This window comes from Neisseria arctica (assembly GCF_022870905.1).
GTDB lineage: Bacteria > Pseudomonadota > Gammaproteobacteria > Burkholderiales > Neisseriaceae > Neisseria > Neisseria arctica.
In genome coordinates this window covers 2,363,540-2,378,219 of sequence record NZ_CP091510.1, presented here as the reverse complement: position 1 = coordinate 2,378,219, position 14,680 = coordinate 2,363,540, and the positions used below count along the sequence as shown (strand labels likewise).

Genomic DNA, 14,680 nt, shown 5'->3' with positions numbered 1-14,680 from the left:
TAAAATAAAGGCTGTTTGAAACGGCTAGGCCGTCTGAAAACTTTCAGACGGCCTTTTCAACGGTTGGTAAGCTTGAATATTCCGAAGTAAAAATATCATGTTTGAAACTTTTATGAATTGGCTATTTTTTTATCGCATATTGCGTACTTTTATAAAAAAGATTGCATAAATATCAATGCATAAGATTTTTTTATGATTGTCTGCCTTGCCCTGATAGGTTAAAGTGTCGGGTAAATTAAAAATTTCACATACTTCACAAAAGGATACTTCCGATGAAAGGTGATATCGGTGTAATCGGTTTGGCCGTAATGGGACAAAACCTGATTCTCAACATGAACGATAAAGGATTCAAAGTGGTGGCTTATAACCGCACCACTTCCAAAACCGAAGATTTTCTCAACGGCCCAGCAAAAAACACCCAAATTACCGGCGCATATTCACTGCAGGAATTAGTCGATAAATTGGAAAGCCCGCGCAAAATCATGCTGATGGTTCGTGCAGGCGAAGTAGTTGATGATTTTATCGCACAATTGCTGCCGCTTTTGGATCAAGGCGATATTATTATCGACGGCGGCAATGCCAACTATCCCGATTCCACCCGCCGTACACAATATTTGAAAGAAAAAGGCATCCGTTTCATCGGCGCGGGTGTATCCGGCGGTGAAGAAGGCGCGCGCCACGGCCCCTCTATTATGCCGGGCGGTAACGAAGAAGCTTGGCCTTATGTGAAACCGATTTTACAAGCCATTTCTGCTAAAACTCCGGCAGGAGAGCCCTGCTGTGACTGGGTAGGCAGTGATGGTGCCGGCCATTTTGTGAAAATGGTGCATAACGGTATCGAATACGGCGATATGCAGCTGATTTGCGAAGCCTACCAATTCATGAAAGACGGTTTGGGCTTGAGCTATGATGAAATGCACCGTATTTTCAGCGAATGGAATAATACCGAACTCGACAGCTATCTGATTCAAATTACCGCTGATATTCTCGGCTTTAAAGATGAAAACGGCGAGCCGCTGGTTGAAAAAATTCTGGATACTGCAGGTCAAAAAGGTACCGGCAAATGGACAGGTATTAATGCCTTGGATATGGGCATTCCGCTCACGCTGATTTCCGAAGCCGTATTTGCCCGCTGTGTTTCTTCGTTTAAAGAACAGCGTGAAAAAGCAGGTGCTTTGTTCGGCAAAACCATTACTCCGGTAGAGGGTGATAAAGCCCAATGGGTAGAAGCCTTGCGCCAAGCATTGTTAGCTTCGAAAATTATTTCGTATGCCCAAGGTTTTATGCTGATTCGTGAAGCCAGCGAAACCAAAAACTGGAATCTGAACTACGGTAATACCGCTTTGCTTTGGCGTGAAGGTTGTATTATCCGCAGCGCATTTTTGGGTAATATCCGCGATGCGTACGAAGCTAATCCGGATTTGGTATTCCTCGGCTCGGACAATTATTTCAAAAATATTCTCGAACAATGCATGGGCGCATGGCGCAAGGTTGTAGCCAAGTCAATTGAAGCAGGTATTCCCATGCCGTGCATGGCTTCGGCGATTACCTTTCTCGACGGTTACACATCAGCCCGTCTTCCTGCCAACTTGTTGCAAGCCCAACGCGATTACTTCGGTGCACATACTTACGAACGTACAGACCAACCGCGTGGCATATTTTTCCACACTAATTGGACAGGTAAAGGCGGCAATACCGCATCTACCACTTACGATGTTTAAGTAGTTGCAACTTTATAAAAAGGCCGTCTGAAAACTTTTCAGACGGCCTTGATTATTTTTCAATATATTGTTTTAAAAAATAAAAATATAAAAATAAAAATACTGCCAAGTATTTTTTAAACATAGGTATCTGGCACAGTTTGCCCAAGATTTCCGCTCGTTTCATACCAGATAATCATTTACCGACAAATTATGCACAAAATTATCCACAGGTTTGGAGAATTGTTTGCAATCGGGTAATACCGTAAATATACATTAATATTTAAACAAATATTAATGTATCCGCGCTATCGTCATTATGACTTCGCTTTCGCTTCCTTATATAATAACCACATTCATTTTTTGAAAGCACAAGATGTCCGCAGTCCAACCCACTATTGCAGCCATTGCCACCGCCCCGGGCCGGGGCGGTGTCGGCGTGATCCGATTGTCGGGAAAAAACCTGCTGCCGTTGGCACAAACCATCAGTGGCGGTAAAACACCTAAGCCGAGACAGGCACTTTACACCGATTTTTTGGCTGCCGACGGCAAACCTTTAGATAACGGTTTGTTGCTCTACTTTACCGCTCCGGCCAGCTTTACCGGTGAAGACGTGATCGAATTGCAAGGCCACGGCGGGCCGGTAGTGATGGATATGCTGTTGCAGCGTTGTTTGGAACTGGGCGCCAAAATGGCCGAACCGGGCGAGTTTACCAAGCGTGCTTTTTTAAACGGCAAGCTTGATTTGGCACAAGCCGAAAGCGTTGCCGATTTGATTGACGCCTCCAGTCAATCTGCCGCGCGCATGGCTTTGCGTTCGCTGAAAGGCGCGTTTTCGGAGCATGTCCATGAATTGGTAGACGGCTTGATTACCTTGCGGATGTTGGTAGAGGCTACGTTGGATTTCCCCGAAGAAGACATCGATTTTCTCGAGGCTGCCGATGCAAAAGGCAAATTGGCCGGTTTACAAGCCCAATTGCAAACCGTATTGGCTAGCGCTACCCAAGGCGCGATTTTGCGTGAAGGTATGAATGTGGTTTTGGTGGGAGCGCCCAATGTGGGTAAATCCAGCCTGCTGAATGCTTTGGCCGGTGATGATGTTGCGATTGTAACCGATATTGCCGGTACCACCCGCGATACCGTACGCGAACAAATCACACTCGACGGTGTCCCTATACATATCATTGATACCGCAGGTTTGCGCGAAACGGATGATGTTGTGGAAAGAATCGGTATCGAGCGCAGCCGTAAGGCCGTTCAAGAAGCCGATATTGCCCTGATTCTGCTTGATCCGCGTGAAGGTATTAATGCGACTACCCGCGCTATTCTCGAGAGCCTGCCTGCTTCACTGAAAAAAATCGAAATCCACAATAAAATCGACTTAAGCGGTGATTCCGCATCTGTTTCAGACGGCATAGATACTCTTAGCGGTGCAGATACCGTCATCAAAATTTCCGCCAAACACAAACAAGGGTTGGATCTGCTCAAACAAGCCTTGTTGAAGCAAGTTGGTTGGCAAGGGGAAAGCGAGAGCCTGTTTTTGGCTCGCAGCCGTCATCTGAATGCCCTGCATACTGCTGCCGCCGAGTTGGAAAACGCCGCATTGTGCGGTAATCACCAGATCGAGTTGTTGGCCGAACATTTGCGGCTGGCACAAGTAGCTTGTAATGAGATTACCGGTGAGTTTACGGCCGATGATTTATTGGGTGTGATTTTTTCCCGTTTCTGCATTGGCAAATAATGTTTGCCTTGCCGTCTGAAAGCCGTGAATGAGTTATAAAACGGTAATGATTTGCCGGCAGTATTGGTTTTGAATGATTTTTGGTAGGCCGAATATAGTACTTGCCTGTTTGGCTTGCCTATTCTCCCGTGCTAACAGCAGATTTTGGTTTCTGCCATTTATATTTGAATGCCCGACAATGAATGCTACCCGTTCAGACGGCCTCAGTGAAACCCAAAAAGGCCTGATTTATGCGCTTTCCTGCTACCTGATTTGGGGAACGTTTCCGCTGTATTGGTATCCCCTTACCCACAGCGTGATCGGAGCCGACCAATTATTGGCACAGCGGGTTGTATGGTCTTCGGTATTTGTCGTCATCGTTGTTGCCGTTTGCGGTTATGGCCGCACCCTTTTGGACGCATTTTCCAACCGCCGGCTGTTATCCGCTTTTATTTTTTCATCAGCGGCTTTGGCGGTGAACTGGCTGGTGTTTTTATGGGCAGTTACCCACAACCATGTGTTGGATTCCAGTTTAGGCTATTTCATTTCACCGCTGGTTAGCATTATGCTAGGCTGTTTTTTTCTGAAAGAATGCATCAACCGCACCCAAATCATTGCTATTTTGCTCGCGGTTACCGGTATCTTGTGGCTGGCAATACCCGCTGGCCGGATACCTTGGGTGGCTTTGTTGTTGGCGGCCAGTTTCGGCATCTACGGCTTATTGAGAAAAACCACTCCGATGGATGCTTTACCCGGGTTGGCTTTGGAAACTCTATTGATGCTGCCGTTTGCTGCCGCATATCTGGTGTGGACGGCGTGGCACGGCGGGCTGATTTTCAGCGAATTGCCGCCCTTACCATTAGCTTTATTGGTGTGTTCGGGTATTGCCACTACCATACCGTTGATATTTTTCGCCGCAGGTGCACGGCGTATTCCTTTAAGCCATTTCGGCATGATCCAATACATTACGCCTACCTCCCAGCTTATTGTCGGTTTGACTGTTTTTCGTGAAACTTTCACTGTTTCCCGTTTTATCGGTTATATATGGGTTTGGTTCGGTGTGGCAGTTTATCTTTTCGGCATTTGGCAGCAGTATCGCGCCGGCATATGCACCAAAAATACCATTTAGCCCTGCCGATGCCAAAAGAGCAGAGATTTGAACAGCTTCATGGCGGGCAGATCGCAAAGAGAACTGATTCAATCGGAAGTAGGATTTTCAGAGTTGCTTAAAAATAAGCTACAATAGCCCGATTACCCGGCCAACTAATTTATTGAGAGAAAACACATGTTCAGTTTCTTCAAACGTAAGAAAAAAACAGAGGAGCAGTCTGCCGAGCTGCTTGAAGATTCCCAAACTGAAGTGGAAACCCTTACAGCCGGTTCAGTCGAACCGTTTGATGATGCAGAGCCTGAGTCTGCCGAAGAGGAAGTTGCTCCGCTGACCGAATCCGAACGTGCCGCCGTTGCCGCAGATGCCGAAACCAATCCAATCAGCAGCTTGGTAGCCGATGTCGTAGGCGGTCATAACTCATTGCCGGAGCAATTCGATCCTAATGCCCCGGTTGTCAAAATCCACACTGAAACCGCTATTCAGGAAATTTCCGAACCATTGGAGTTGGCGGCTTCGGAAGCTGCTGATGTTTTGAAACAGGCTGACAGTATTGCTACGGTTGCTGCTGCTGTACCTCATGCCCAGACCATAGAGGAAGAACCTGCCAAACTCAGTTGGGCGGCACGTTTGAAACAAGGTTTGACCAAATCGCGCGACCAAATGGCCAAATCATTGGCCGGTGTATTCGGTGGCGGACAAATCGACGAAGATTTGTATGAGGAACTAGAAACCGTATTGATTACCAGCGACATGGGCATCGAAGCCACCGAATATCTGATGCAAGATGTGCGCAAACGTGTTTCTTTAAAAGGGTTGAAAGACGGCCAAGAACTACGCGGCGCATTAAAAGAAGCTATTTACGATTTGATTAAACCCCTTGAACAACCTTTGGTAATTCCCGATACCAAGCAACCCTTTGTTATTATGCTTGCCGGTATCAACGGGGCAGGTAAAACCACTTCTATCGGCAAACTGGCCAAATATTTCCAAAGCCAAGGCAAAACGGTTTTATTGGCTGCCGGTGATACCTTCCGGGCCGCCGCCCGCGAGCAATTGCAGGAATGGGGGGCGCGTAACGGCGTTACCGTGATTTCGCAGGCCTCGGGAGATTCGGCTGCCGTGTGCTTTGATGCCGTAGAAGCCGCCAAAGCCCGCGGTATCGATATCGTGTTGGCTGATACGGCAGGCCGTTTGCCTACCCAGCTGCACTTGATGGAAGAAATCAAAAAAGTGAAGCGTGTGCTGCAAAAATCCATGCCGGATGCGCCGCATGAAATCATTGTCGTTTTGGATGCCAATATCGGCCAAAATGCCGTAAACCAAGTTGTTGCCTTTGACGATGCCTTAGGTCTCACTGGTTTGATCGTTACCAAACTCGACGGTACTGCCAAAGGCGGTGTTCTCGCCGCCCTTGCATCCAGCCGCCCGATTCCGGTGCGCTATATCGGTGTGGGTGAAAGCATTGATGATTTACGTCCTTTTAATGCCCGAGCGTTTGTAGATGCTTTGTTTGACTAAATAGCGATATATTAAAAACAAGGCCGTCTGAAATACATTTTTCAGACGGCCTTGTTTTTTATTTGTGAAAATACCGGTTAGTTTTAAATAAAATTCTGATTATTTATAAGAAATGCGGGGAATGATTTCTGTGATTAAAAGGCCGTCTGAAAAATTATAATTATTTTTGGGTAATAAAAGCTTTGCAGCTAAAAACAAAAATATAAAAAACGATGCCCCTTAAAGCCTAAACTTTAAGGGGCAGAGCGTTGCGGCATATCTTATACGAGTATAAGAAGCCTTATTGTAGCAACGTTTCTCATTTCGCAGTGCAACAATATGTTGCTTATCTTAGCAAAAAGATTCATGTTGTCAAGTACTATATTGCATATAAATAATTAGTTAAGATATATTTATTACATATAACAACAACATGGGAGAATTGTCATGTCTATATCTCATTTTCGATTAAAACAGCTAAATTATATTCTTGGTCTTGATTTAGGTATTGCTTCGGTTGGCTGGGCCGTAGTGGAAATCGATACAGAAGAAAATCCTACCCGTTTGATTGATGTGGGCGTACGTACTTTTGAGCGCGCCGAAGTGCCGAAAACAGGCGATTCTTTAGCTGCCGCCCGCCGCCAAGCGCGAAGTGCCCGCCGGTTGATCCGCCGCCGCACCCATCGTTTGTTGCGTGCCCGCCGTTTATTGAAGCGTGAGGGTATTTTGCATGCAGATGATCTTAATGCGGAGGGCTTGGTTAAAGAGCTACCGAATACGCCTTGGCAATTGCGTGTTGATGGTTTGGATCGAAAATTAATGCCGAAGGAATGGGCTGCTGTTTTGCTACATTTGGTAAAACATCGAGGTTATCTTTCCCAACGTAAAAATGAAAGCGAAGGTGCGGATAAAGAATTAGGCAGATTATTGGCAGGTGTACACGAAAACCACCAAGCCTTACAAAGTAGCGAGTACCGTACTCCTGCTGAATTGGCTGTTAAAAAATTCCAAGCCCAAAGCGGGCATATACGTAACCAGCGTGGCGATTATACGCATACGTTTGACCGCAAAGATTTACAGCAAGAATTACACCAATTGTTTGCGGCGCAGCAGAAATACGGTAATCCGTTTGTTTCAGACGGCCTCAAGCAGGGTATTGAAACCCTGTTAATGCAGCAACGGCCGGCTTTATCCGGCGATGCGGTACAAAAAATGCTGGGGCGCTGTACCTTTGAAACAGAAGAATTTAAGGCTGCCAAACATACATATTCTGCCGAGCGTTTTATTTGGCTGACCAAGCTGAATAATTTACGGATTCAAGAAAACGGTAATGAACGATGCTTAACGGCGCAAGAGCGCGGGCAGATTATCGATTTGCCTTATAAAAAAGCTAAGTTGACTTATGCACAAGTTCGCAAGGAATTGTCTTTGCCTGAAAATGCTTTTTTCAAAGGATTGCGTTATGGCAAAGAAAATGCCGAAACTGCAGCTTTAATGGAAATGAAGGCTTACCATGCAATACGTAAAGCGCTGGAAAAAGCAGGGCTGAAAACCGAATGGCAGGGGTTGGCTTGTAAGCCGGAGCTGTTAGATGCGATCGGTACGGTATTTTCACTGTATAAAACCGATGAGGACATTTCTACCCGACTGCAAGGGCAGTTGTCTGAAGATGTAATCAATGCTTTATTGGCCGGATTAAATTTTGACAAATTTATCCAACTCTCCCTTAAAGCTTTAAGCAAAATTTTACCGTTGATGGAGCAAGGCCAACGCTATGATGAAGCACATGCAGCGCTTTACGTTCGCTCTACCCCGCAACCGCAAAGGTTGTTGCCTCAGATTACGGCAGATGAAATCTGTAACCCGGTAGTGCTGCGTACATTATCGCAGGCGCGCAAGGTCATTAATGCGATTGTGCGTCGTTACGGCTCGCCCGCCCGTATTCATATCGAAACAGGCCGAGAGGTAGGGAAGTCATTCAAAGACCGTCAGGAAATTCAAAAGAGGCAGGAAGACAACCATAAAGAGCGTAAACAAGCCGCTGAAAAATTTCTCGAATATTTTCCGAATTTTGTCGGGCAGCCTAAAGCCAAAGATATTTTGAAATTGCGTTTATACCAACACCAACACGGCCAATGCTTATATTCGGGTAAAACATTGGATATATGCCGTCTGAACGAAAAAGGTTATGCAGAGATTGATCATGCCCTACCTTTTTCCAGAACATGGGACGATAGTTTTAATAATAAAGTGCTGGTGTTGGCCGGAGAAAACCAAAATAAAGGTAATCAAACCCCTTACGAATGGTTGGGAGGCGCCTCTAATAGCCCACGATGGCAAGAATTTGTAGCCCGAGTAGGAAGCAGCCGTTTTCATCACAGTAAAAAGCAACGCATTTTATTGCGTCAGCTGGATGAAGAAGGCTTTAAAGAACGTAATTTAAACGATACCCGTTACGTAGCACGTTTTCTATGCAAATTTATTGAAGAAAATATGTTGTTGTTAGGCAGGGGAAAACGGCGTGTTTTCGCATCCAACGGGCAAATTACCAGTTTTTTACGTAGCCGTTGGGGTTTGCGTAAGGTGCGTGAAGAAAATGACCGTCATCATGCTTTGGATGCCGTGGTGGTAGCCTGTTCGACTGTGGCTATCCAGCAGCGTATTACCTACTTTGTGCGGCAAAGAGAAATGAATATTTTTGACGGTGAGCTTATCGATAAAGAAACCAGTGAAGTGAGCCGCCCATATTTTCCCCAGCCATGGGATTTTTTCAGGCAAGAGGTCATGATGCGGGTATTCGGCAAGCCCGATGGTGATCCAAGCTTTCCTGAAGCGGATACAAAAGAAACCCTATGCACTTTATTGGAAACCCGCTTGTCATCACGCCCTCAAGCCGTACATGAATATGTCACTCCATTGTTTGTCTCGCGTGCGCCGACCCGAAAAATGAGCGGGCAAGGGCATAAGGAAACCGTTAAATCGGCCAAACTTTTGCATGAGGGTAAAAGCGTGTTGAGGGTGCCCCTGACCCAATTGAAGCCAAATTTGTTGGAAAAGATGGTAAATCGTGATAGAGAGCCGCAGCTCTATGAAGCTTTAAAAGAGCGTTTGGCCGCATACGGTAATGATCCGGCAAAAGCTTTTGCCACCGAGTTTCGCAAAAAAGGCGGCCAGTTGGTTAAGGCGGTACGGGTTGAGGATACGCAGAAATCCGGTGTGTTGCTGCATAAAGGTACCGGAGTTGCGGATAATGCTACTATGGTTCGGGTGGATGTATTTGAAAAATCCGGGAAGTATTATTTGGTGCCGATTTACAGTTGGCAGGTAGCCCAAGGGATTCTGCCGAATAAAGCTGTTATTCAAGGTAAAGATGAAAAAAACTGGGATGAAATGGATGAAACGTATACTTTCAAATTTTCAATGTACCCTAATGATTTGGTAGAGATAAATACAGGTAAACAAAGATTATTTGGTTATTACATTGGTTTAGATCGCGCAACTGGGGCAATAAGTATCCGAGAGCATGATTTAGATAATTTTAAAGGTAAAAACGGTATTTATCGTGTTGGTGTTAAAACAGCCATTTCCTTCAAAAAATATCAAACAGACGAATTAGGCAAAGTTGTCGTACCATGCAGGCCGAAAAAGCGCTTACCGGTTCGTTAAAACCATCCCTGCTTCCCTAAACCGGAAGCAGGGATTTTTTCGGATAAAGGATAAGAGGGGAAATTATCATGAGCTGGCGTAGTTTATTGATACGGGAAGGCGGGAAATTATCACTAAAGCATAAGCAGCTGCTGATACAGCAAAACGGCGAATCTTATACCGTTCCCTTGGAAGATATTGCGGTGATTGTGATTGAAAGTCCGGATACTGTGTTAACGGTGCCGTTGTTGTCTGCTTTAGCTTGTGAGGGTGTCACTCTTTTCACTTGCGATGAACAGTTTTTACCTTGTGGCCAATGGCTGCCCTATGCTCAATATCACCGGCAGCTGAAAACTTTGAAGTTGCAGTTGAATATGACGGAGCCACAGAAAAAACAATTATGGCAGGCCATTATCAAACAAAAAATATGTAATCAAGCAAAAGTAGCTGATGAAACCGGTAACGATTTTGCAGCCAAGCGCCTTCGTGCAATGGCAGTATCTGTGAAATCGGGAGATAGCGGCAATATGGAGGCACAGGCAGCGGCCTTATATTTTCAAGCAATTTACGGCAGCCGCTTCAAGCGTTGGCAGGAAAGTCCGATCAATATCCATTTGAACTACGGTTATGCGGTTTTACGCGCCGCTATTGCCCGAGCCTTAGTCCAATACGGTTGGCTGCCGGCATTGGGGTTGTTTCACAAGAGCGAATTAAATCCTTTTAATTTAGCGGATGATTTTATCGAGCCTTATCGCCCTCTGGCGGATTTAATGGTGTGGCACTTGTATGATCAAAGCCGGCTGAAAGAAAGCTTAGACCGAGTGGCAAAGCAAAATTTGGTGGCCTTGCTGAATCATCAAATCAGTTTGGATGGCCAAACATTCAGCGTATTGGCATCGATTGACCGAACAGTAGCTTCTTTCCAAAACAGTATTGTTACCAAACAAGCCAGATTATTAAAGTTACCTGAAATTTTGCCTTTGAAAGAGCATTTTTATGAGTGAGGCTAAATTTATGCGGTTAATCGTATTTTTTGACTTACCTGTTACTACGGCGGCCAAGCGTAAAGCAGCGAATCAATTTCGCTTGTTTTTACAAAAAGACGGTTATCAGATGCTGCAATTATCCGTTTACAGCCGCATTGTAAGAGGGAGAGATTCGTTGCAAAAACACTACACTCGATTATGCGCCAATCTTCCTGAAGAGGGTTCAATCCGATGTTTGGAAGTAACTGAGAAACAGTTTGCTTCAATGCATTTACTTTTGGGCCGTCTGAAAACACAGGAAAAAAAGGTGAATGCCGATCAATTATTATTATTTTGATTGGATTTTTTTTAAGGTAAAAAAACAGGAAGCCATTATGAAATAAAGGTTTCCTGTTGGACTATTGTAGCACTGCGAAATGAGAAAGGGAGCTACAACGTTGCGATTAATAGGCAATACGTCATAGTTATTGTAGCACTGCGAAATGAGAAAGGGAGCTACAACATGTAGTGATCATTCCCGCCATCAATAATAATTGTAGCACTGCGAAATGAGAAAGGGAGCTACAACGGTTATGGATGCATTGGCAAAAGGTCTTGGATTGTAGCACTGCGAAATGAGAAAGGGAGCTACAACGAAATTGTCATCATTTAAACAGAAATTATAATTGTAGCACTGCGAAATGAGAAAGGGAGCTACAACTATCCTGTGCCAGATCCGCTTCACGGTCGCATTGTAGCACTGCGAAATGAGAAAGGGAGCTACAACTGGAAATTATTCATATGTAATCGAGCGTAAATTGTAGCACTGCGAAATGAGAAAGGGAGCTACAACGATCAAGCATTGCTAGATCACGATAACGGCATTGTAGCACTGCGAAATGAGAAAGGGAGCTACAACACGCTCGGTTGAGCATGTCATTAAATACCTATTGTAGCACTGCGAAATGAGAAAGGGAGCTACAACAACGAACTTGGGCGTTCGTAAGATACTTGAATTGTAGCACTGCGAAATGAGAAAGGGAGCTACAACCCAACCCAGTTAACCAACCACTCCCAGTAAATTGTAGCACTGCGAAATGAGAAAGGGAGCTACAACCGTCTCGAAAGGCCAGTTAGGAAATTCAAATTGTAGCACTGCGAAATGAGAAAGGGAGCTACAACAGGACGGCAAAAAACGTCACGGCGACGCGGATTGTAGCACTGCGAAATGAGAAAGGGAGCTACAACGTCTCTTGTTCTGGTAATGGCCGTTGCATGATTGTAGCACTGCGAAATGAGAAAGGGAGCTACAACACCTTTTGATGTCGGTTTAAATACTACGCTATTGTAGCACTGCGAAATGAGAAAGGGAGCTACAACGGCTTCACTAGAGGTATTAGAGCATTCACAATTGTAGCACTGCGAAATGAGAAAGGGAGCTACAACTGCCAATGTAGATGATTTAAAACTTGATGGATTGTAGCACTGCGAAATGAGAAAGGGAGTTGGATGTTTTTTAATTTTAAAAGCCTGAATCTGTGAATGATTCAGGCTTTCTGATTATAGGGATAGTCAAAACCCGTGAAGTGGTTCGGTTAGCCCACTTTGTCGCCTGGTTGTGCGCCTTGGTCCACATCCAGCAGTTTCAGTTTGCCGTCGGCGGTGGCCGCGGACAAAATCATGCCTTCGCTGATGCCGAATTTGGCCATTTTACGCGGGGCGAAGTTGGCAACGGCGATGACCATGCGGCCATTGAGTTCGGCGGGGTTGGGATAGCTGGCGGCAATACCGGAGAAAATCACCCGTTTTTCAAAGCCGAAATCAAGGTCGAATTTCAACAGTTTGGTGCTGCCTTCTACCGCCTCGCAGTTCAAGACTTTGGCGACGCGCATATCGACTTTCATAAAGTCGTCGAAGCTGCATTGTTCGGCTACGGGTATGTATTGGGCGGCTGTATTTTCAGTGGTGGCTTGGATGTTTTGTTTGTTGGCTTCGACTAAATCGTTCACTTGTTTTTCCTCGATGCGTTGCATCAGATGTTCGTATTTGCGGATGGTATGGCCTTGCGGCAGGACGGCGGTGGCTTGTGCCCAGTCAAGTTTGTCGATATTGAGGAAGGCGGCGGCTTTTTCGGCCACTTGCGGCAAGACCGGTGCCAGGTAAACGCTGAGGGTTTTGAAGGCGTTGATCAGTTCGCTGCAAACGTGGTGCAGGCGTTCGTCTTGGCCTTCTTGTTTGGCCAGTTCCCATGGTTTGTTGGCATCAACGTATTCATTGACTTTGTCGGCCAGTGCCATGATTTCGCGCAGGGCTTTGGCGTATTCGCGTGCTTCGTAATCGGCGGCGATGGTTTCGCTTTGGGCGGTTAATTCGGCAAGCAATGTGCTGTTTGAAACGTCTTTCAGACGGCCTTCGAAGCGTTTGGCGATAAAGCCGGCGGCGCGGCTGGCGATGTTGATGTATTTGCCAACCAAGTCGCTATTGACGCGGGCAATGAAGTCGCTGAGGTTGAGGTCGATGTCTTCAATACGGCTGTTGAGTTTGGCGGCGATATAGTAGCGCATCCATTCGGGGTTGAGTTTTTGGTCGAGGTAGGAGCGGGCGGTGATGAAGGTGCCGCGCGACTTCGACATTTTTTGGCCGTCTACGGTTAAAAAGCCGTGGGCAAACACGCCGGTAGGCGTGCGGTGGCCGCTGTATTGGAGCATGGCCGGCCAGAACAGGGCGTGGAAATAGAGGATGTCTTTGCCGATGAAGTGGTACATTTCGGTGCTACTGTTGGCTTTGAAGAATTCGTCAAAGTCGATGCCGATGCGGTCGCACAGGTTTTTAAACGAGGCCATATAGCCTACAGGTGCGTCGAGCCATACATAGAAGTATTTGCCCGGTGCGTCGGGAATTTCGAAGCCGAAATAGGGTGCGTCGCGAGAGATGTCCCAGTCGCTCAGGCCGCCTTCGCCGTTTTCGTCTTTGGCAAGCCACTCTTTCATTTTGTTGAGGGCTTCGGGTTGTAGGTGCGGTTGTTGGCGGCCGTCTGTCAGGGTGGTGCTGCCTGAAGTCCATTGTTGCAGGAAATCGGCGCATTCGCCCAGTTTGAAAAAGAAATGTTCGCTTTCTTTCAATACCGGCGTGGCACCTGAGATGGCCGAATAAGGGTTGATCAGCTCGGTGGGCGAATAGGTGGTGCCGCAGGCTTCGCAGTTGTCGCCGTATTGGTCTTTGGCGTGGCATTTGGGGCATTCGCCTTTAACAAAGCGGTCGGGCAGGAACATATTTTTTTCGGGGTCGAAAAGCTGCTCGATAGTACGGCTTTCGATTTTGCCGTTGGCCTTGAGGGCATGGTAGATTTTTTCGGAATAGGTTTTGTTTTCGGGCGAGTGGGTGCTGTAATAATTATCGTAGCCGATACCGAAGCCGCTAAAGTCTGCCAAGTGTTCTTCGCGTACGCGGGCAATCATTTCTTCTGGAGCGATGCCTTGTTTTTGGGCGGCCAGCATGACGGGAGTGCCGTGGGTGTCGTCGGCGCAGCAGTAATAGCATTCGTGGCCGCGCAGTTTCTGAAAGCGTACCCAAATATCGGTTTGGATGTGTTCGACCATGTGGCCTAAATGAATGCTGCCGTTGGCATAGGGCAGCGCGGAGGTAACGAGTATTTTGCGTTGTGTCATGTCGGTCTGTTCTGAAAATTATGGTATTTAATGGTGTGAATTATAACTTTTTCAGACGGCCTGCGCTTGGTTTTCGGGTAACTGTTGTGTTAAGTGCTATTTGACGGATACCGTTCCCGATTATGCCGGTTCGTGGGCAATTTCTTGGTTCAAAATTCGGTAACAATTTCTAATTTTAAAATTTATTTTAAATATCAATATCTTGTTTTATTGGGAAAAGTTAAGGTTGTGCCCGGAAATTATTACGGATTTATATAATTTCAAAAAGTAATGAAGTTACAAAGGTTAAGGGCTTGCCAAATTAGGTAATTCAGTTTTTCTCCCCTTGTGTATATGGCGGCTTGCCGTAATACTTAATTTACGAAATCGGCGGC

Annotated in this window: 7 protein-coding genes, 1 pseudogene and 1 CRISPR repeat array; of the genes and pseudogenes, 7 read left to right on the top strand and 1 reads right to left on the bottom strand. The window is 46.0% G+C overall.

Annotated features, from left to right (window positions below; genetic code table 11):
* Positions 1-272: 272 nt before the first annotated feature.
* From gnd to cas2, 7 genes and pseudogenes are all read left to right on the top strand, one after another.
* Complete coding sequence (gnd, locus tag LVJ86_RS11010; protein WP_047761683.1) at positions 273-1,721, top strand: decarboxylating NADP(+)-dependent phosphogluconate dehydrogenase; 1,449 nt, start codon at positions 273-275, stop codon at positions 1,719-1,721.
* A gap of 355 nt (positions 1,722-2,076) precedes the next feature.
* The gene (mnmE, locus tag LVJ86_RS11005) at positions 2,077-3,441 is read left to right on the top strand and encodes a tRNA uridine-5-carboxymethylaminomethyl(34) synthesis GTPase MnmE (protein ID WP_047761682.1); all 1,365 of its coding nucleotides are present in this window, start codon (positions 2,077-2,079) and stop codon (positions 3,439-3,441) included.
* Between the two features lie 178 nt (positions 3,442-3,619).
* A complete protein-coding gene (gene rarD, locus LVJ86_RS11000) occupies positions 3,620-4,549 on the top strand; it encodes an EamA family transporter RarD (protein WP_047761681.1) in 930 nt (309 codons plus the stop codon).
* A gap of 483 nt (positions 4,550-5,032) precedes the next feature.
* A pseudogene (gene ftsY / locus LVJ86_RS10995) lies at positions 5,033-6,049 on the top strand (signal recognition particle-docking protein FtsY); the annotation flags it as partial.
* 426 nt (positions 6,050-6,475) lie between these two features.
* On the top strand, positions 6,476-9,694 hold the full coding sequence (cas9, locus tag LVJ86_RS10990; RefSeq protein ID WP_414629267.1) for a type II CRISPR RNA-guided endonuclease Cas9: 3,219 nt from the start codon (positions 6,476-6,478) through the stop codon (positions 9,692-9,694).
* 68 nt (positions 9,695-9,762) lie between these two features.
* Complete coding sequence (cas1, locus tag LVJ86_RS10985) at positions 9,763-10,677, top strand: type II CRISPR-associated endonuclease Cas1 (protein WP_047761679.1); 915 nt, start codon at positions 9,763-9,765, stop codon at positions 10,675-10,677.
* Complete coding sequence (gene cas2 / locus LVJ86_RS10980) at positions 10,670-10,996, top strand: CRISPR-associated endonuclease Cas2 (protein ID WP_047761678.1); 327 nt, start codon at positions 10,670-10,672, stop codon at positions 10,994-10,996. The genes cas1 and cas2 overlap by 8 nt, the downstream gene beginning before the upstream one ends.
* Before the next feature lie 63 nt (positions 10,997-11,059).
* A CRISPR array of direct repeats spans positions 11,060-12,150; the repeat unit is 36 nt; unit sequence ATTGTAGCACTGCGAAATGAGAAAGGGAGCTACAAC.
* Between the two features lie 83 nt (positions 12,151-12,233).
* Here the strand turns inward: cas2 and metG are convergent.
* Positions 12,234-14,306, bottom strand: a complete 2,073-nt coding sequence (gene metG / locus LVJ86_RS10975) for a methionine--tRNA ligase (protein WP_047761677.1) — start codon at positions 14,304-14,306, stop codon at positions 12,234-12,236.
* Positions 14,307-14,680: the final 374 nt, after the last annotated feature.

What these genes read in the sequence shown, in the direction of transcription:
- mnmE (WP_047761682.1), top strand. Translation starts at nt 2,077, where the DNA reads ATGTCCGCAGTCCAACCCACTATTGCAGCCATTGCCACCGCCCCGGGC.
- cas1 (WP_047761679.1), top strand. Translation starts at nt 9,763, where the DNA reads ATGAGCTGGCGTAGTTTATTGATACGGGAAGGCGGGAAATTATCACTA.
- cas2 (WP_047761678.1), top strand. Translation starts at nt 10,670, where the DNA reads ATGAGTGAGGCTAAATTTATGCGGTTAATCGTATTTTTTGACTTACCT.
- metG (WP_047761677.1), bottom strand. Translation starts at nt 14,306, where the DNA reads ATGACACAACGCAAAATACTCGTTACCTCCGCGCTGCCCTATGCCAAC.
- gnd (WP_047761683.1), top strand. Translation starts at nt 273, where the DNA reads ATGAAAGGTGATATCGGTGTAATCGGTTTGGCCGTAATGGGACAAAAC.
- rarD (WP_047761681.1), top strand. Translation starts at nt 3,620, where the DNA reads ATGAATGCTACCCGTTCAGACGGCCTCAGTGAAACCCAAAAAGGCCTG.
- cas9 (WP_414629267.1), top strand. Translation starts at nt 6,476, where the DNA reads ATGTCTATATCTCATTTTCGATTAAAACAGCTAAATTATATTCTTGGT.